Annotated in this window: 17 protein-coding genes; 7 read left to right on the forward strand and 10 right to left on the reverse strand. The window is 65.1% G+C overall.

Translation table 11 applies throughout. The features are described 5' to 3' along the window. The first annotated feature begins 226 nt into the window (after positions 1 to 226). Genes ACOXXX_RS13680 through ACOXXX_RS13705 form a run of 6 tightly spaced genes read left to right on the forward strand, consistent with a single transcriptional unit; the run spans position 227 to position 6,747 of the window. Positions 227 to 1,273 (forward strand): rod shape-determining protein, encoded by a 1,047-nt coding sequence (locus ACOXXX_RS13680; protein ID WP_422827155.1) that lies wholly within the window; start codon positions 227 to 229, stop codon positions 1,271 to 1,273. 30 nt (positions 1,274 to 1,303) lie between these two features. Next, complete coding sequence (gene mreC, locus ACOXXX_RS13685) at positions 1,304 to 2,224, forward strand: rod shape-determining protein MreC (protein WP_422827156.1); 921 nt, start codon at positions 1,304 to 1,306, stop codon at positions 2,222 to 2,224. Continuing rightward, entirely contained in the window at positions 2,217 to 2,756 is a 540-nt protein-coding gene (locus ACOXXX_RS13690) for a rod shape-determining protein MreD (RefSeq protein WP_422827157.1), read from the forward strand. Before mreC ends, ACOXXX_RS13690 begins: the two co-directional genes overlap by 8 nt. Next, on the forward strand, positions 2,753 to 4,672 hold the full coding sequence (gene mrdA / locus ACOXXX_RS13695; protein WP_422827158.1) for a penicillin-binding protein 2: 1,920 nt from the start codon (positions 2,753 to 2,755) through the stop codon (positions 4,670 to 4,672). The genes ACOXXX_RS13690 and mrdA overlap by 4 nt, the downstream gene beginning before the upstream one ends. Next, entirely contained in the window at positions 4,669 to 5,808 is a 1,140-nt protein-coding gene (gene rodA, locus ACOXXX_RS13700; protein ID WP_422827159.1) for a rod shape-determining protein RodA, read from the forward strand. Before mrdA ends, rodA begins: the two co-directional genes overlap by 4 nt. A gap of 3 nt (positions 5,809 to 5,811) precedes the next feature. After that, positions 5,812 to 6,747 (forward strand): 2-hydroxyacid dehydrogenase, encoded by a 936-nt coding sequence (locus ACOXXX_RS13705; RefSeq protein WP_422827160.1) that lies wholly within the window; start codon positions 5,812 to 5,814, stop codon positions 6,745 to 6,747. 35 nt (positions 6,748 to 6,782) lie between these two features. On the opposite strand, the gene ACOXXX_RS13710 is transcribed toward ACOXXX_RS13705, so the two are convergent. The 5 genes from ACOXXX_RS13710 to ACOXXX_RS13730 are packed head-to-tail and all read right to left on the reverse strand — an operon-like array spanning position 6,783 to position 11,519. Then, complete coding sequence (locus ACOXXX_RS13710; protein ID WP_422827161.1) at positions 6,783 to 7,196, reverse strand: PaaI family thioesterase; 414 nt, start codon at positions 7,194 to 7,196, stop codon at positions 6,783 to 6,785. After that, positions 7,193 to 8,209, reverse strand: a complete 1,017-nt coding sequence (locus ACOXXX_RS13715) for a phosphotransferase family protein (protein WP_422827162.1) — start codon at positions 8,207 to 8,209, stop codon at positions 7,193 to 7,195. The genes ACOXXX_RS13710 and ACOXXX_RS13715 overlap by 4 nt, the downstream gene beginning before the upstream one ends. A 4-nt stretch (positions 8,210 to 8,213) precedes the next feature. Then, the gene (locus tag ACOXXX_RS13720; RefSeq protein ID WP_422827163.1) at positions 8,214 to 9,455 is read right to left on the reverse strand and encodes an acyl-CoA dehydrogenase family protein; all 1,242 of its coding nucleotides are present in this window, start codon (positions 9,453 to 9,455) and stop codon (positions 8,214 to 8,216) included. After that, positions 9,452 to 9,895, reverse strand: coding sequence for a MaoC family dehydratase (locus ACOXXX_RS13725; protein WP_422827164.1), 444 nt, complete (start codon positions 9,893 to 9,895; stop codon positions 9,452 to 9,454). Before ACOXXX_RS13725 ends, ACOXXX_RS13720 begins: the two co-directional genes overlap by 4 nt. Beyond that, the gene (locus tag ACOXXX_RS13730; RefSeq protein ID WP_422827165.1) at positions 9,885 to 11,519 is read right to left on the reverse strand and encodes a long-chain-fatty-acid--CoA ligase; all 1,635 of its coding nucleotides are present in this window, start codon (positions 11,517 to 11,519) and stop codon (positions 9,885 to 9,887) included. Before ACOXXX_RS13730 ends, ACOXXX_RS13725 begins: the two co-directional genes overlap by 11 nt. 104 nt (positions 11,520 to 11,623) lie before the next feature. Between ACOXXX_RS13730 and ACOXXX_RS13735 the strand changes: the two genes are divergently transcribed. Further along, positions 11,624 to 12,643: an NADP-dependent oxidoreductase gene (locus ACOXXX_RS13735; RefSeq protein ID WP_422827166.1), complete on the forward strand. Its 1,020-nt coding sequence runs from the start codon at positions 11,624 to 11,626 to the stop codon at positions 12,641 to 12,643. 42 nt (positions 12,644 to 12,685) lie between these two features. Here ACOXXX_RS13735 and ACOXXX_RS13740 read toward each other — a convergent pair whose 3' ends face one another. From ACOXXX_RS13740 to ccrA, 5 genes are all read right to left on the reverse strand, one after another. Further along, on the reverse strand, positions 12,686 to 14,218 hold the full coding sequence (locus ACOXXX_RS13740; RefSeq protein ID WP_422827167.1) for an ATP-dependent DNA helicase: 1,533 nt from the start codon (positions 14,216 to 14,218) through the stop codon (positions 12,686 to 12,688). A gap of 39 nt (positions 14,219 to 14,257) precedes the next feature. After that, positions 14,258 to 14,896 (reverse strand): acyl-homoserine-lactone synthase, encoded by a 639-nt coding sequence (locus ACOXXX_RS13745; protein ID WP_422827168.1) that lies wholly within the window; start codon positions 14,894 to 14,896, stop codon positions 14,258 to 14,260. A gap of 84 nt (positions 14,897 to 14,980) precedes the next feature. Next, positions 14,981 to 15,682 (reverse strand): helix-turn-helix transcriptional regulator, encoded by a 702-nt coding sequence (locus ACOXXX_RS13750; protein WP_422827169.1) that lies wholly within the window; start codon positions 15,680 to 15,682, stop codon positions 14,981 to 14,983. Then, complete coding sequence (locus ACOXXX_RS13755; protein ID WP_422827170.1) at positions 15,648 to 15,854, reverse strand: hypothetical protein; 207 nt, start codon at positions 15,852 to 15,854, stop codon at positions 15,648 to 15,650. Before ACOXXX_RS13755 ends, ACOXXX_RS13750 begins: the two co-directional genes overlap by 35 nt. A 210-nt stretch (positions 15,855 to 16,064) precedes the next feature. After that, positions 16,065 to 17,351, reverse strand: coding sequence for a crotonyl-CoA carboxylase/reductase (gene ccrA / locus ACOXXX_RS13760; protein WP_422827171.1), 1,287 nt, complete (start codon positions 17,349 to 17,351; stop codon positions 16,065 to 16,067). Positions 17,352 to 17,386 lie beyond the last annotated feature (35 nt).

Raw genomic sequence — 17,386 nt, forward strand, 5'->3', positions numbered from 1 at the left:
CTCGGACCGTTTTTTGTACGTCAACAGCCCGCCTTGCGCGGATCTCGCGGCGCTCGGCACAGCATTGGCAAGCACCCGCGGGGGCGTTGCCCACCCGGCCACAGGGCGGCGGGTTCACGCTGATTCATCTTGCGCGCACCCTTTCGCTACCCCGGTTCCAAGCCTATAAGAGCGCTCGGCCCGCCTCGGAAGAGTCGCGGGCCTTCACACGATTGGGACTCGACGAATGTTTGGACTGGAAAAACTCCTGGGCATGTTCACTGCGGACATGGCGATTGACCTTGGGACGGCGAACACGCTGATCTATGTGAAGGGCAAGGGTGTGGTCCTGTCCGAACCCTCGGTCGTGGCCTACCACATCAAGGACGGCGTCAAGAAGGTCCTCGCCGTGGGCGAGGACGCCAAGCTGATGCTGGGCCGTACCCCCGGCAGCATCGAGGCGATCCGCCCGATGCGCGAAGGCGTGATCGCCGATTTCGACGTGGCTGAAGAGATGATCAAGCATTTCATCCGCAAGGTTCACAAGCGGTCGACCTTTTCCAAGCCCAAGATCATCGTCTGCGTGCCGCATGGCGCCACCCCGGTGGAAAAGCGCGCGATCCGGCAGTCGGTGCTGTCGGCGGGCGCGCGGCGCGCGGGTCTGATTGCCGAACCCATCGCGGCGGCCATTGGCGCGGGCATGCCGATCACCGATCCGACCGGCAACATGGTCGTCGATATCGGTGGCGGCACGACCGAAGTCGCGGTGCTGAGCCTGGGCGACATCGTCTATGCCCGGTCGGTCCGCGTCGGCGGCGACCGCATGGACGAGGCGATCATCAACTACCTGCGCCGCCAGCAGAACCTGCTGGTCGGGGAATCGACCGCCGAACGGATCAAGACCAGCATCGGCACCGCCCGCATGCCCGACGACGGGCGCGGCTCGTCCATGCATATCCGTGGCCGCGACCTGCTCAACGGCGTACCCAAGGAAACCGAGATCAGCCAGGCCCAGGTGGCCGAGGCGCTGGCCGAACCGGTGCAGGCGATCTGCGAGGCGGTGATGACCGCGCTGGAAGCCACCCCGCCGGATCTGGCCGCCGACATCGTCGACCGTGGCGTGATGCTGACCGGCGGCGGCGCACTGCTGGGCGAACTGGATCTGGCGCTTCGCGAACAGACCGGACTTGCGGTCAGCATCGCGGACGAATCGCTCAACTGCGTGGCGCTTGGCACCGGCAAGGCGCTGGAGTACGAAAAGCAGTTGCGCCACGCAATTGACTACGACAGCTGATCCCTGCACCTTTGACGTGAAGGGGCAAAATTGGCCAAGGATCGCGCAAACGGCGAAGACTACACCGGCCCGCTGAAACGATTGCTTTTGGCGCTGCTGATCCTGTGTCTTGTCGGTCTGTTCCTGGTCTGGCGGGTGGACAGCCCGAGGGTCGAACGGTTCCGCGCCCAGGTGATCGACACGGTGGTGCCCAGCTTTGACTGGGCAATGGCCCCGGTCACCGCGACGGTCAAGCTTTTGCGGGATTTCCGCAGCTATCAGAACATCTACGAGCAGAACCAGGAATTGCGACGCGAGTTGCGGCAGATGACCTCGTGGAAAGAGGCGGCGCTGCAGCTGGAACAGGAAAACGCCCGGCTGCGCGATCTCAACAACGTGCGGCTGGACCCCCGGCTGACCTATATCACCGGCGTCGTGCTGGCCGACTCGGGCTCGCCCTTCCGGCAGACCGTGCTGATCAACGTCGGTTCGCGCGACGGAATCGTCGACGGCTGGGCCACGATGGACGGCATCGGACTGGTGGGGCGGATTTCGGGCGTCGGGGACAACACCAGCCGGGTGATCCTGCTCACCGACTCCACCAGCCGCATCCCGGCGACGATCCAGCCCTCGGGCCAGCGGGCGCTGATCGTGGGCGACAACACCGCCGCACCGCCCATCGATTTCCTCGAAAATCCCGACCTCGTGCGCCCCGGCGACCGGATCGTGACCAGCGGCGACGGCGATGTCTTCCCGCCCGGCCTGCTGATCGGACAGGTGGCACAGGACCCCGGCGGGCGGCTGCGCACCCGGATGGCCGCGGATTACGAACGGCTGGAGTTTCTGCGTGTCCTGCGCGACCACGGCGCGCGCAAGGTCAGCCAGCCCAGCGCGCTGATCCTTCCCGACGAACCGCCCGGCACCAACACCCCGGCGCCCGAGGCGGAGGCGGCGGAGGCCGGCGATGGTTGATCAAAGCGCGGCCCGGATCTGGTCCATGCGCGGCGCCTTCGTGCTGCTGTGCCTGCTGATCATCTTTTTCCATCTGCTTCCGCTCGAAACCACCCCGCGCCGCTGGGCCGCGCCCGACCTCATGGTAGCGCTCTGCTTTGCCTGGGCGTTGCGGCGGCCGGACTATGTACCCACGTTTCTGGTGGCGGCCGTTCTGCTGCTTTCGGACCTTGTGTTCCAGCGCCCGCCCGGACTGTGGGCGGCGCTTGTGGTTCTGGCGGTGGAATGGCTGAAATCCCGCGAACGGCGGCAGCGCGATAACACCTTCGTGCTGGAATGGATCACCGTGGCCGGGTGCCTTTTCGCGATCACCCTGATATACCGGGTGATACTGATCGTGCTGATCGTGTCACCCGGAGCCATGTTTCTGACGCTCATGCAGTATTTCATGACCCTTGCCGCCTATCCCGTCGTCGTCCTGCTGTCGCACGTCGTCTTTGGTGTGCGCCGCTCCAACCCCGGAGAGGTGGACAGACTGGGGCATTCCCTATGAGACGGTCGCCGCGCGAAACCACCGAAAGCGTGCGCCGCATTTCCCGCCGCGGGCTGGTGCTGGGCGGGCTGCAACTGGGCTTTGCCGGGGTGCTGGGGCTGCGGATGCGGTTCATGCAGGTCGACCAGGCGGATGAGTTCCGCCTCCTGGCCGAGGAAAACCGGATCAACATCCGGCTGATCCCGCCCGCGCGGGGGCAGATTTTCGACCGCAACGGCGTGGTGATCGCCGAAAATGCGCCCAGCTACCGCATCACCATCGTGCGCGAGGATGCGGGCGACGTGACCGATGTGATCGCGCGGCTGTCCAACCTGGTGGAGCTCGACGAGGACGAGTTGAACCGCGCCCTGGCGGAAATGGAGCGCAGCGCGCCTTTCCTGCCGATCACCGTCGCCGACCGCGTGAGCTGGAGCGATATCAGCCGCGTCGCCGCCAATGCCCCCGCCCTGCCTGGTGTGACGCCCGAGGTCGGCCTGTCGCGGTTCTATCCTCGGCATGACAGCTTTGCCCATGTGGTGGGCTACGTCGGCCCGGTGTCGGAACGCGACCTTGCGCGCTACGAAGACCCCGAACCGGTGCTGCGCATCCCGCGCTTCCAGATCGGCAAGGTCGGGGTCGAGGCCAAATACGAGGAACAGCTGCGCGGCAACGCCGGGGCCAAGCGGGTCGAGGTCAACGCCGTAGGCCGTGTCATGCGCGAACTGGACCGCCGCGAAGGCGACGCCGGGACCGACATCCAGTTGACGCTCGACAGCGATCTGCAGGAATACATCAAGTCACGGCTGGGCCAGGAATCGGCCTCCTGCGTGGTGATGGATCTCGAGCATGGCGATATCCTCGCCATCGCCTCGTCTCCGTCGTACGACCCCAACAAGTTCGTGCGCGGCATTTCTGTCGCCGACTATTCGGTACTGCGCGACAACAACCACCGTCCGCTGGCTTCCAAGACCGTGCAGGACGCCTATCCTCCGGGATCGACGTTCAAGATGATCTGCGCGCTGGCGGCGCTGGAATCGGGCATTCTTTCTGCCGACGACACCGCCTATTGCCCCGGCCACCTCGAGGTTGGGTCGCGGCGTTTCCATTGCTGGAAACGCGCCGGGCACGGCTGGGTCAACCTTGAGGAAAGCATCCGCGAAAGCTGCGATGTCTATTATTACGAACTGGCGCTCAAGGTCGGGATCGAACGCATCGCCGACATGGCCCGCCGTCTGGGCCTGGGCGAGGCGCCGGATGTGCCGATGTCTGCGGTTACCGCGGGCCTTGTGCCCGACAAGGACTGGAAGCTGCGCGAACGCGGGGCGTCCTGGCTGATCGGGGATTCCGTCAACGCGTCCATCGGGCAGGGTTTCGTGCTGTCCTCGCCGCTGCAGCAGGCGATCATGACAGCGCGCATCGCCACCGGGCGCAGCATCGGGCCGCGGCTGGTCAAGCGGATTGATGGCGTCGACACACCGTCGCGCGCCGGAGAAAGCCTGGGCCTCAACGAAAACCACCTGCGCCAGGTGCGCAAGGCGATGTGGGCAGTGTCCAACAACCGCCGCGGCACCGGCTACCGGTCGCGTGTCGTCGCCGAGGGGATGGAGATCGCGGGCAAATCCGGCACCAGCCAGGTCCGCAACCGCGTGGTCCGCAACGAGGATGTGCCCTGGGAAGAACGCGATCACGCGCTGTTCGTGAACTTCGCACCCTACAACAACCCCAAGATCGCGGTATCGGTCGTGGTGGAACACGGCGGTGGCGGGTCATCCGCCGCTGCCCCTATCAACCGCGACGTGACATTGCAGGCGCTTTACGGCGGGACCCCGCCGCTTGAGGCCTACCCTTCATCGGACCGCAGCCGCATCAAGGCGCAGCAGGAACGTCTGGCCCGGGAACGCGAAGAGCGGCGCAGCGACGGGTCCAGCCGCGCATGAGTTATCTTGAATATACCGTCAAGACGGTCCCTTCGGGCCTTCGCAAGGTGCTGCACCTCAACTGGCCGCTGGTCATCCTGCTGTCAGCCGTGGCCGGTGTCGGGTTCCTGATGCTCTATTCCGTCGCGGGCGGGTCGTTCAGCCCCTGGGCCGAACCGCAGATGAAACGTTATGCGCTTGGGCTGGTGCTGATGTTCACGGTGGCGCTGGTGCCGATCTGGTTCTGGCGCAACATGGCCGTGGTGGCCTACCTCGTGTCGGTGGTGCTGCTGGTCTTCGTCGAATTCTTCGGCGCGGTCGGCATGGGCGCGCAGCGCTGGATCGACCTTGGCTTTTTCCGCCTGCAACCGTCCGAGCTCATGAAGGTCACCATGGTGATGCTGCTGGCGGCCTATTACGACTGGCTGCCGATCCGCAAAACCTCGCGCCCGCTCTGGGTGCTGCTGCCGGTTCTGCTGATCCTTCTGCCGACCTTTCTGGTGCTGACCCAGCCGGATCTGGGGACCGCCATCCTGCTTGTCACCGGCGGTGGGCTGATGATGTTCCTCGCCGGTGTGCACTGGGCCTATTTCGGGGTGGTCATCGCCGCCGGGGCGGGCTTTGTGTCGACGGTGTTCCGCAGCCGCGGCACCGATTGGCAGATGCTCAAGGACTACCAGTTCCGCCGGATCGACACCTTTATCGACCCCAGTTCCGACCCGCTGGGCGCGGGCTATCACATCACCCAGGCGAAGATCGCGATGGGATCGGGCGGCTGGACCGGGCGCGGTTTCATGCAGGGCACGCAATCGCGGCTCAACTTCCTGCCGGAAAAGCACACCGATTTCATCTTCAACACCCTGGCCGAGGAATTCGGCTTTGTCGGGGCGTTTTCGCTGCTGATCCTCTACGTGCTGATCCTGCTCTTCTGCATCGCCTCGGCCTTGCAGAACCGCGACCGGTTTTCGTCGCTGCTGATCCTGGGGGTGGGGCTGACCTTCTTCCTGTTCTTCGCCGTCAACATGTCGATGGTCATGGGGCTGGCCCCGGTCGTGGGTGTGCCGCTGCCGCTGGTCAGCTACGGCGGATCGGCGATGCTGGTGCTCATGGTGGCCTTTGGCCTGGTGCAAAGCGCCCATATCCACAGACCGAGGTAACCGATGCCCGTCAACGTCCTTTTCGCCGCCCAGCCCGACCGCTGGGCGCAATACGAAGCGCCGCTGCGCAGCGCCCTCGATGCGCTTGATCTTGACTATGTGCTGACAACGGACCTGCCCGCGGCCAAGGTCGATTACATCGTTTACGCGCCCAACAGCGCGGTGCAGGATTTCCGCCCCTACACGCGGCTCAAGGCGGTGCTGAACCTCTGGGCCGGTGTGGAAGGCGTGGTTGGCAACCACACCCTGACCGTGCCGCTGGCGCGCATGGTCGATGACGAGGGGTTGACGCAGGGCATGGTCGAATGGGTGACGGGCCATGTGCTGCGCCACCACCTGGGTATGGATGCACACATCGTGAACCCCGACCACCTGTGGCAGAACACGCCGCCGCCGCTGTCCAGGGACAGGCCGGTGGCGATCCTCGGCTTCGGCGCGCTGGGGCAGGCCTGCGCCGCAGCGCTGACCGCCCTTGGGTTTCCCGTGCGCGGCTGGAGCAGGTCCGGCCACGCGCAGACCGGCGTGCAGTCCTTCGCCGGAGCGGAGGGGATCGATGCCGCGCTGACAGGCGCGCAGATCGTCGTGCTGCTGTTGCCCGACACGCCGCAGACGCGGGATGTCCTCAATGCCCGCACCCTGGCGCTGACCGCCCCGGGGGCGGTGATCATCAACCCCGGTCGCGGCCCGTTGATCGACGACAGCGCGCTTCTGGCCGCGCTCGACAGTGGGCAGATCAGCCACGCCACGCTGGATGTCTTCCGCACCGAACCGCTGCCCGCCGATGATCCCTACTGGACCCACCCGCAGGTCACGGTGACACCGCATATCGCGTCGGAAACCCGCTCCGACAGCGCCAGCCGCGTGGTGGCCGAAAACATCCGCCGCGGCGAAGCGGGCGAGCCGTTCCTGCATCTGGTGGATCGCGACGCGGGCTACTGAGCGCGGGCGAGGAAAGCCCGCAAGGGCTTGAGGAGCTACGCGCCCCCCTTGCGATAGCGAAAGACACCCGTGCCGCTGGCGATCAACTCGCCCAGATCGTCCACCACCGTCGCCTCGGCAAAGAACGTGCTGCGCCCTCCGCCGGTCTGCCGCCCCTCCCCGATCAGCAGCGTGCCCCGGGGGCGCGACAGATACTGCACGTTCAGCGACAGCGTCAGCGCCATCTGCCGCACCTCAGGGTCACCGGTCCAGCACCCGGCATAGCCCATCACGGTGTCCAGCAGCGACGCATGCGCCCCGCCATGCGGATTGCCGTGGCGGTTCATGATCTCGGGCGCCAGCGCCATCTCGAACCGGGCCCAGCCGTCGCGCCAGCCGGTCATGCGCATGCCCAGATGCGCGGCAAAGGGATAGGCCGGTTCGGCGAAACGGGGATCGAGATCACTCATGCGCCCGCGGCCTCCAGCCCCAGTTCGGCAAAGCGCGGCACGAACGCCCCCAGCCGCAGCGCCTTGTCGGGGTTCGATGCGTTGCCGTCGAGCGCGCGCTTCTTCACCCCCTGCAGAATCGCCGCCATACGGAAAAACGCGAAGGCCACGTAGAACCCGAAGCCATCAATCGCGTCGATGCCACGCCTTTCGCAATAGGCCTGCACAAACGCCTCATCCGACGGCAACCCCGCACCGGCACGGTCCACCCCGGCCAGCCCCCGACCCTCGGGGCCCGGCGGCAATTGCCATTGCATGATCACCCCCGCGAGATCGGCAAAGGGGTGGCCGATGGTCGACAATTCCCAATCCAGTACCGCGCGACACTGGGGCTCGTCCGGCGCGAACAGCATGTTGTCGACGCGGTAATCGCCATGCACCAGCGTGCGCTGGCCGTCATCCGGGGGCAGATGCGCGCCAAGCCAGCCCATCAGCCGGTCCATAGCGGGCACCGGCTCCGTCTCGGACGCGCGGTACTGCTTGGTCCAGCGACCCAGTTGCCGGGCGTAGTAATCCCCCGGCGGACCGTAGTCGGACAGGCCCACCGCATTGATGTCGACGTCATGGATTGCCGCCAGAACCCGGTGCATCTCGGCCATGATCGCGGCGCGTTCTTGCGGTGTCGCCTCGGGCATCGACGGGTCGGCGATATTGCGCCCGGCGACATCCTCCATCACGTAGAACATCGACCCGATCACGGCGTCGTCCTCGCAGAGCGCCAGCATCTTCGGGACCGGCACATCGGTTCCCGCCAGCGCACGCTGTACGCGGAATTCACGGTCGACCGCATGGGCGGATTTCAGCAGCACACCCGGCGGCTTGCGCCGCAACACGTAAGATCCCGACGGTGCCGTCAGCCGGAAGGTCGGGTTGGACTGGCCGACGTCGAATTTGCGCGCCTTGACCGGCCCTTCGAACCCCGGCACGTGCCGGGCCATCCAGCCGGCCACCGCCTCAAGCTGCGCCGCATCCATCCGGTCAGACCTTGTCGTTGACGAACTTGCGCAGCTCGGCCCGCGCCACCTGGCGGCGGTGCACCGCGTCCGGCCCATCGGCAAAGCGCAGGGTGCGCACGTGGGTCCACATATGCGCCAGGTCGAAATCCTGGCTGATCCCGCCCGCGCCGTGCAGCTGCATCGCCTCGTCGATGACCTTGCCGGCCATCAACGGCGCCACGACCTTGATCTTGGAAATCCACGGCTGCGCGGCGCGCACACCCTGGGTGTCCATCATCCAGGCGGCTTTGAGGCACAGAAGCCGCGCCATCTCGATCTCCATCCGGGCATTGGCGATGATGTCGTAATTCGCCCCCAGCTCGACCAGCTTCTTGCCGAACGCCTCGCGCGCAAGGCCGCGGCGGCACATCATTTCAAGCGCCTTTTCCGCCTGACCGATGGCGCGCATGCAATGGTGGATGCGCCCCGGCCCCAGACGCCCCTGCGCGACCTCGAACCCCCGGCCCTCGCCCAGCACGACCTGGTCGGCGGGCACGCGCACATCCGTGAACCGCAGATGCATATGCCCATGCGGCGCGTCATCTTGCCCAAAGACCTGCATCGGGCGCAGCACCTCGATGCCGGACGTGTCCGGGTCCATCACGAACATGGTGTGGCGCTGGTGCTTGGGGGCGTCCGCATCGGTGCAGGCCATGACGATGTAAAGCGCGCAGCGCGGATCGCCCGCGCCGGAAATCCACCACTTTTCGCCGTTGAGCACATAGTCGTCGCCATCGCGCACGGCCGCGAACTGCAGCTGCGCCGCATCCGACGACGCGATGCCCGGTTCGGTCATAACGTAAGCCGAGCGGATCTCACCCTCCAACAGCCGCCCCAGCCAGCGGTCCTTGTGCGACTGGGTGCCATAGCGTTCCAGCACCTCCATGTTGCCGGTGTCGGGCGCGTTGCAGTTGAACACTTCGGCGGCGATGCCGACCTTTCCCATCTCTTCGGCCAGATAGGCGTATTCCACGGTCGACAGGCCATAGCCCCGCTCCGAACCGGTCAGCCAGAAATTCCAGAGCCCGCGCTCTTTCGCCTTGGCCTTGAGGCCGTCCAGAATCTCCAACTGTCGGTCGGTATGCTGAAACCTGTCACCGGACGGATGCTTGCCGACCTCGGCGTGGAATTCGGCATCCAGCGGCGCGATCTCGTCCTCAACCATGCGGCGGACCTTGTCGATCAGCGGCCGCACCTTGTCGGTCACACCCAAATCCATGCTCATTCCTCCAATTCCAGACGGGTGATCCAGGCCGCCACCAGCGCCGGTTTCTCGGCCCCTTCGATTTCGATGCTGACATCCCAGTGCACGGTCAGGCGGCCCGGCGCCTCGTCCACCTCGGCCACGGTGAACCGGCCCCGGATGCGCGACCCGACCCGGACGGGCGAGACAAAGCGGATGCGGTCAAAGCCGTAGTTGATGCTGGCCTTTATGCCCGGCAGGTCGGGCATGACCTGATAGGACATCGCCGACAGCATCGACAGGGTCAGGAACCCGTGCGCCACTGCGCCGCCAAAGGGCGTTTCGGCCGCCGCACGGTCCTCGTCCAGGTGGATGAACTGCCAATCCTCGGTCGCATCGGCAAAGGCGCGCACCCGGGCGGCGTCGAGCACGACCCACTCCGACAGGCGCGCAGGCAGGGACCGCAGGTCGTCAGCGGACATCGGGCAGCGAGTAATCCGCAAAGCGCTGGCGCAGCGTCAGTTTTGACACCTTGCCGGTCGCGGTCAGGGGCAGTTCATCGACAAAGGCGATGTCGTCGGGCAACTGCCATTTGGCCAGGCTTTGCAGCATCATCTCGTGAATCTCCGACAGCTTGGGTTTGTCCGCCGGGTCCTCGGGCACGACAACCAGCAGCGGGCGTTCGTCCCATTTCGGATGGGCGATGGCGATCACCGCGCAGTTCGCGACCTTGGGATGCGCCATGGCGATGTTTTCCAGATCGATCGAGCTGATCCATTCGCCGCCCGACTTGATCAGGTCCTTGGACCGGTCCTGCACCGACACGAAACCGCGCGTGTCGATCGTCGCCACATCGCCGGTGCCGAACCATCCGTCCTTGTCCAGCGCCTTGGCGGTCGCCTCTTCGTTGTTGAAGTAGCCCGACACGATGGTATTGCCGCGGACGTAAAGCTCGCCCGATGCCACGCCGTCATGCGGCTGCGGCTGGCCAGCTTCGTCGACGATCTTCAGCTCCACCCCGAAGATGCGGCGCCCCTGCTTTGACTTGAGCGTGATCTGGTCGTCGAACGGCAGCTCCTTCATCGGTGCCGACAGCAGGCCATGCGTGCCCACCGGCGACATTTCGGTCATGCCCCAAGCATGGCAGACATCGACGCCCGAGCTTTCGAACCGTTCGATCATGCTGCGCGGCGCGGCGGACCCGCCGATGACGACCTGGCGGAACTTTTCGGGGTTTCGGCCGCGCTTTTCGATCTCGGCCCGCAGACCCAGCCAGACCGTCGGCACCCCCCAGGCCGAGGTCACGCCCTCCGCCTCCATCAGATCGTAAAGCGACGCGCCATCCAGTTTGCCACCCGGCATGATCAGGCTCGCCCCGGTCAGGGGGGCAGCATAGGGCAGGCCCCAGGCGTTGACGTGAAACAGCGGGACGACCGGCAGGATCCGCCCGCCTTCGCGCAGACTGTCGTTGAGAGCGATGGACACCGACAGCGCGTGCAGCACGGTTGACCGGTGCGAATAGAGCGCGCCCTTGGGATTACCGGTGGTGCCCGAGGTGTAGCACAGCGCCGCCGCCGTTTCCTCGGGCAGATCGGGCCAATCATAGCTTTCCGCCTGCCCGTCCAGAATGTCCTCGTAGCAGATGAGATCAAGCTTGCTCTCGGGCATATGCGCCCGGTCCGTCATCGCCACCAGCATCAGCCCCTCGGGCAGATGCTCGGCCAGCGCCTCGACCAGCGGCAGGAAGGTCAGGTCGAAGCACAGCACCTTATCCTCGGCATGGCCGATGATATAGAGCATCTGTTCGGCGGACAGCCGCGGGTTGATCGTGTGACAGATCGCGCCCATGCCGGACACGCCATAGTACAGTTCGAAATGCCGGTAACCGTTCCAGGCGAGCGTCGCCACCCTGTCGCCCTGCGCCACACCCAGCTTGCCCAGACCATGGGCCAGCTGCGCGGCCCGGGCATAGGCCTCGGCATAGGTTTCGCGGTGCATGTCGCCTTCGGTCCTGACCGACACGACCTCGGCCCCGGGATGCGCACCGGACGCGTACCGCAGGATCTCGATGATCGACAGCGGTTGGTTCATCATCATCCCAAGCATCCAGCCCTCCCTTGCTTTCTGCGTTGTCACTCTACGTCACACTGCGCAGGCCCTGCCCCGCGCGCAACCCAAATTCCCCTGTCCCAAGCGAAAGACCCCGCCCCATGTCCGTCACTTTCCAGCGCATCACCCTCGCCCGCCGCCCCTCTGGCGCGCCGGTGCCCGAGGATTTCAAACTGCAATCCGACCCGATGCCCGAGCCCAAGGACGGCGAGGTGCTGATCGCGGTCACGCACCTGTCGCTCGATCCCTACATGCGCGGACGCATGGACGACGTGAAAAGCTATGCCCCCTCTGTCGGCATTGGCGAGACGATGACCGGCCAGGGCGTGGGCCACGTGCTGACGTCCAACGCGGATGGCTTCGCGACCGGCGATCTGGTCACAGGAATGACCGGCTGGGCCAGCCACGCCTGCCTGCCAGGCAAGGACCTGCGCAAGCTCGACACGGACCTGCCGCCTTCGACCGCTCTTGGCGTGCTGGGGATGCCAGGACTGACCGGATGGGTCGGGCTGAACCGGTTCGGCAAGCCCAAGGCGGGCGAAACTCTCGTGGTGGCAGCCGCCACCGGTCCGGTAGGGTCGATGGTCGGACAACTGGCCAAGGCCGCAGGGCTGCGCACCGTGGCGATCGCGGGCGGGCCGGAAAAATGCGCGCTGGCGACGGATACCTTCGGCTTTGACGCCGCGATCGATCACCGCGCCCACGACACCGCCTCCGATCTGCGCAAGGCGATTGCCGAGGCCGCCCCCGATGGGGTCGACATCTACTGGGAAAACGTCGGCGGCAAGGTGCTCGAAGCGGTGCTGCCGTTGATGAACACGCACGGCCGCATCCCTGTGTGCGGCATGATCGCCTGGTATGGTGGCGTCGATGGCGACGGCACCGACCGGCTGCCGCAGATGTGGCGCGCGGTTCTGGTTAAACGGCTGCAGGTCACGGGCTTCATCATCTTCGATCACTGGAACGACTACCCGGCCTTCCTCAACGAGGTCAGCCCCCAGGTCGCCGAAGGCAAAATCGCCTACCTCGAAGACGTGGCGGAGGGGCTGGACAACATGGTGCCTGCCTTCATCGCGATGCTCAAGGGCGGCAATACCGGAAAGCAGATCGTCGCGCTCTAGCGTCCGAGGAAAGCCCGCAAGGGCTTGAGGAGGGGTGCGCCCTTACTCGACCTCACCCGCCTCCAGCGTCAGCGGCGCGGCGGGCGTGGCGCGCAGATCATCAACGACCAGTGGGCCGGTGGGTTTCGACAGCCGGTTGCGCACCACCCAGATCAGACGCTCCTGCGCCCGGGTGATCGCCACATAAGCCAGCCGTTTCCACAGCGGCTGGCCCGCCTCGACCCGACCCATCCGCGCCGCCACGAACAGATCCGGCGCAAAAACCTGCACCGTGTCCCATTGCGACCCTTGCGCCTTATGGATGGTCACCGCCGCACCGTGCAGAAAGGTCGCCCCCATGCGGGCCGCATAGGGAATGAAGGGCTCTTCCTCGTCGGGTTTCTCGATCTTCACGATCGACGCGGCAGAGACCTGCGGATCTTCGGCGCCCATCACGTGCAGGCGGCTGAACCCGGGCTTGCGTCCCGGCCCCAGATAGATCACCTGCGCCCCCTTGATCAGGCCGCGCGCCTCAAGATCCAGCCGCTTCTTGCGGTGTTTCAACGGCAGCTCGATGCCGTCGCAGATCAGCGGCTCGCCTTCCAGAAGCTCCGTCTCGGGCGCGCCGTGCACGGATCGGAAGGCGTTGATCAGCCGGATGCGTGTCGCATTGCGCCACACCAGGACCGGCGACCGGGCCATCAGGTCGACCTCGACCCGCTGGCCCCAGACGACCCGGTCGTCCTGCCGCGCCTTGTCTTCGACCATGCGTTCGAAATCGGAAAACTCCAGCGCGGGATCGGCCAGCGCGTGCGCCAGATCCAGGATCGGGTTGTCCGCATCCTGCCGGTGAATGCGGTGCAGCTCCATCTTCTGCGCGGGCTTGAGCGCATCAAAGACCATCGCACCCGACTGGTTGACAGGGGCCAGCTGCGCCGGATCGCCGAACAGCAGCAGGTTGGGAAAGATCTCTTGCAGATCCTCGAACTGCCGCGCATCCAGCATCGACGCCTCATCGACAAAGCCGATGTCCAGCGGTTCCTCGCGGCGCTTCCAGCCGGTGATGAAATCCGACCCGCGCAGCCCGGCTGCGGCCAATGCCGCGGGCACGGACTTGTGCCCCTGAAACGAGGTATAGGCCCGGTCCAGCGCCGCGTCGGTCAGCGCCTCGATCTCGGGTTTTTCACCGTTGCCTGTCAGCCATTCGGCGATCTTTTCGTATTCAGGATCGTAGACTGGCGTGTAAAGGATGCGGTGGATCGTCGTCGCGGGCACGCCGCGAACCCGCAGAACGCTGGCCGCCTTGTTCGTAGGGGCCAGAATGGCGAGAGAGCGTTTGTCGCGCCGCTTGCGCGACTCGTAATCGCCAGACACGACCTCGACCCCTGCCGCCTCGAGCGCCTTGTAAAGCTCGGCCAGCAGCAGCGTCTTCCCCGATCCGGCCTTGCCGACCAGCGCCATCAGCCGTTGCGCGCCTTCCTTGGCGGGCAAAAGCACCTCGCCCGACAGATCGACCCCCGCCGCGCGCAGCATCTCGGACACGCGGTCGTAGGCATCGGCCTGGTCTTCGGAGAATGTCAGCGCGGCTTGGGTCATGCGGCGGACCCTACAGGCCCGCCACAGGCTGTACCAGTGTCAAGCGGCGCGGTTTTTGCGCGCCTTTTCGACCCGCCCGAAGGCGCGTTCGAACCAGAGCCGCGACAGGTCGGGTGACAGGCCCGCGCGGGCGGCCACCCGCGCCTGCGACGCGGCGCTGAAATCCCACAGCCCGACGCTGACGCGGTCGCGCCCCGTACCTTCGCTGCCCAACACCTCGGGCGAGGCACCGATCAGTCGGTAGATGCGCACCATCCGGGCATCGAACACCCCGACGAAATGGCGAATGCCGAAGCCCTGCATGACCTCCCCACCCGCCAGCATCAGCGCCGCGGCGGTCTGCGGATGCGCGCCGCGCGACAGGCAGAACCGCGTGCATTCCCAGATCACCGGACTTTCGATGCGCACCCCGTCGGTCAGATGAACAAAGTGATCGTTGACCATCGTCCGCCCGACGGTCGGCAGCAGCCGCATCGACCCGCCGTGGCCCCCGTCGCGGTCCTGCCATATCACGTAAAGCGGATTGAGCGCATCATAGTCGTCATGCTCTTCGCCTGCGGCGTCGACCGACACATCCCAACGCAGACGGGTCTTGAATTGATCGGCACGGTCGCGAAACATGCTTTGGCGAAGTTTTGGAAATTGCGCCAATTGATCGGCGTATAGATATCGGATCATTATCGTTCTCCCTGGTTAAAGGAGAATTAGCCTAGCAATCCTGACTGGTAATTTAACTACCGTACGTTGCATGGTCAGCCGATATCACACCACGATCAACCCCCGCGACATCGCCCGCGCGACCGCATGCGTGGTATTGAGCGCACCAAGTTTGAACCGAGCGCTTTCGATATAAACCCGTAAGGTGTGTTCGGAAATCGACAGGGTTTCCGCCACCTGTGCCCGGCTGTACCCCACCGCGAGCAGCGTCAGTGTCTCGACTTCCCGGGGGCTGAGCGCCTGCGCCGGTTCCGGGGTCCGGCCCGGTTCAAGCGCGAGCGCGGTGCGATTGAAATAATGCGCCAGCAGAATCAGGTCGCGCAGATGGGTTTCGGTGAAATCGTCCCATTCGGCATCCGTGGCGTTGTGGCTGAGCGTAAACAGCGCGAATTGCCCGTTCGGCCCTCGGATGGGGATGGAGTAACCCTGGTTGCCCACCCCGTAATCGATCGCCTCTTTCTGGAAGGCGCGGGCGGCCTTGCCGGACCAATCCAGACGCTTCCAGTTGACCGGGTGGAAATAGCGGTAACAGCCCGAAACCACCGGATCGATCCGCAGGTATCCGCGTTCCAGATATCGCGCGACCCATTCGGGGGAATAGGTTCCGCAGCCGTATTGATCGCCGTCGCTGTTGACCCAGTGATACACCATGTGGGCAACGCCGTAGTGGTCGCGCAAGGCCTCTATTGTCGATTGCAGGGCATCGAGGGTCTCAGCCGATTCCAGCTGTCCCAGAATGGCGTCCAAGCGCGGCGTTAATGTCGCGAAGCCCAATCGCTTCTCCCTTGGTGTGCGACGCGATCTCGCGCCGGGCGATCCGACTGGTGGCGTCCAGTTCGGCCGCCAGCTCGGGCAGCTTGTTGGCGTGAGCGAATTCTCTCAGATCCGTCAGAACGTCGATGATCCAGTCGTGTGCCATAAGAGCCTTACCCCAAGTGGTTAACGAAGCGTTAATGCAATCATAGCATGTAGGGCCAGCATCCCGTATTCACCCATTCCAACTCCCCAGAAATGGCGGGGTCCGATTTTGCAAACCCCTGATACGGAATAAACCGCCCCGAAAATGCACTGCGCCCGCGAAACGGAAACCGATTCGCGGGCGTTCTTTCTTACGGGGATGAGGCGTGGCTTACTTGCGCGCCTCCAGCGCGTCTTCCAGCGTGCGCAGCCCGGTCGTTGGCGCCTGCACCAGCACCGACATGTTGCCCGGCTTGTGTTCGTTGCGCATCATCTTCATGTGCGCCGCCGGGATCTCTCCCCACTCGAACACCTCGGACATGCAGGGATCAAGGCGGCGTTCGATCATCAGCTTGTTCGCCGCCGACGCTTGTTTCAGATGCGCAAAGTGCGACCCCTGCAGACGCTTCTGATGCATCCACATGTAGCGCACGTCGAAGGTACAGTTGAACCCGGAGGTGCCGGCGCAGATCACCACCATGCCGCCCTTCTTGACCACCAGCGTCGACACCGGGAACGTCGCCTCGCCGGGGTGTTCGAACACCATGTCAACGTTGACGCCCTTTCCGGTGATCTCCCAGATCGCCTTGCCGAACTTGCGCGCCTCTTTCAGCCAGGCGTTATATTCGGGGCTGTTCACGGTCGGCAGCTGCCCCCAGCAATCGAAATCCTTGCGGTTGATCACGCCCTTGGCGCCCTGATCCATGACGAACTGCCGTTTGCTTTCGTCCGAAATCACGCCGATGGCATTTGCGCCCGCCGTGTTGGCGAGCTGGATCGCATAGGACCCAAGGCCGCCAGACGCGCCCCAGACCAGCACGTTCTGCCCGGGCTTGAGGTCATGCGGTTCGTGCCCGAAGAGCATCCGGTAGGCGGTGGCCAGCGTCAGCGTGTAGCACGCGGCCTCTTCCCAGGTCAGGTGCTTGGGCCGTGGCATCAGCTGCTGCGCCTGCACCCGGCAGAACTGCGCAAACGATCCGTCGCCGGTCTCGTAGCCCCAGATCCGCTGGCTTGGCGAATACATAGGATCGCCGCCGTTGCAGAATTCATCGTCGCCGTCGTCCTGGTTGCAGTGGATCACGACCTCGTCGCCGACTTTCCAGTTCTTCACCTTGTCGCCGACCGCCCAGACGATGCCCGAGGCATCGGACCCGGCCACGTGAAAGTCCTGACCGTGCACGTCGAAGGGGCTGATCGGCTGGCCCAGGCCCGCCCAGACGCCGTTGTAATTCACGCCCGCGGCCATCACCAGAACCAGAACCTCGTGGCTGTCGATTGCCCAGGTGTCGACCACCTCGACCTGAAAGCTCTTGTCGGGCTCGCCATGCCGGTCGCGGCGGATCGCCCAAGCGTACATCTTCTTGGGGACATAGCCCATCGGTGGCATTTCACCGACTTCGTAGAGGTCTTTTTCAGGTGCGTCGTAGGTCGCGATTCCGGTTTGGGTGTCCAGAGCCATCAGGGCCTCCTTCATCGGGTTGTGCCGTGCCGCAC

The sequence above is a fragment of the Thalassococcus sp. BH17M4-6 genome (genome assembly GCF_049323015.1).
In the GTDB taxonomy this organism is placed as follows: Bacteria; Pseudomonadota; Alphaproteobacteria; order Rhodobacterales; family Rhodobacteraceae; genus Puniceibacterium.

Coding starts and splice junctions, on each gene's coding strand:
- ACOXXX_RS13680 (WP_422827155.1), top strand. CDS start 227: ATGTTTGGACTGGAAAAACTCCTGGGCATGTTCACTGCGGACATGGCG.
- ACOXXX_RS13690 (WP_422827157.1), top strand. CDS start 2,217: ATGGTTGATCAAAGCGCGGCCCGGATCTGGTCCATGCGCGGCGCCTTC.
- mrdA (WP_422827158.1), top strand. CDS start 2,753: ATGAGACGGTCGCCGCGCGAAACCACCGAAAGCGTGCGCCGCATTTCC.
- rodA (WP_422827159.1), top strand. CDS start 4,669: ATGAGTTATCTTGAATATACCGTCAAGACGGTCCCTTCGGGCCTTCGC.
- ACOXXX_RS13705 (WP_422827160.1), top strand. CDS start 5,812: ATGCCCGTCAACGTCCTTTTCGCCGCCCAGCCCGACCGCTGGGCGCAA.
- ACOXXX_RS13710 (WP_422827161.1), bottom strand. CDS start 7,196: ATGAGTGATCTCGATCCCCGTTTCGCCGAACCGGCCTATCCCTTTGCC.
- ACOXXX_RS13715 (WP_422827162.1), bottom strand. CDS start 8,209: ATGGATGCGGCGCAGCTTGAGGCGGTGGCCGGCTGGATGGCCCGGCAC.
- ACOXXX_RS13720 (WP_422827163.1), bottom strand. CDS start 9,455: ATGAGCATGGATTTGGGTGTGACCGACAAGGTGCGGCCGCTGATCGAC.
- ACOXXX_RS13725 (WP_422827164.1), bottom strand. CDS start 9,895: ATGTCCGCTGACGACCTGCGGTCCCTGCCTGCGCGCCTGTCGGAGTGG.
- ACOXXX_RS13730 (WP_422827165.1), bottom strand. CDS start 11,519: ATGCTTGGGATGATGATGAACCAACCGCTGTCGATCATCGAGATCCTG.
- ACOXXX_RS13735 (WP_422827166.1), top strand. CDS start 11,624: ATGTCCGTCACTTTCCAGCGCATCACCCTCGCCCGCCGCCCCTCTGGC.
- ACOXXX_RS13740 (WP_422827167.1), bottom strand. CDS start 14,218: ATGACCCAAGCCGCGCTGACATTCTCCGAAGACCAGGCCGATGCCTAC.
- ACOXXX_RS13745 (WP_422827168.1), bottom strand. CDS start 14,896: ATGATCCGATATCTATACGCCGATCAATTGGCGCAATTTCCAAAACTT.
- ACOXXX_RS13755 (WP_422827170.1), bottom strand. CDS start 15,854: ATGGCACACGACTGGATCATCGACGTTCTGACGGATCTGAGAGAATTC.
- ccrA (WP_422827171.1), bottom strand. CDS start 17,351: ATGGCTCTGGACACCCAAACCGGAATCGCGACCTACGACGCACCTGAA.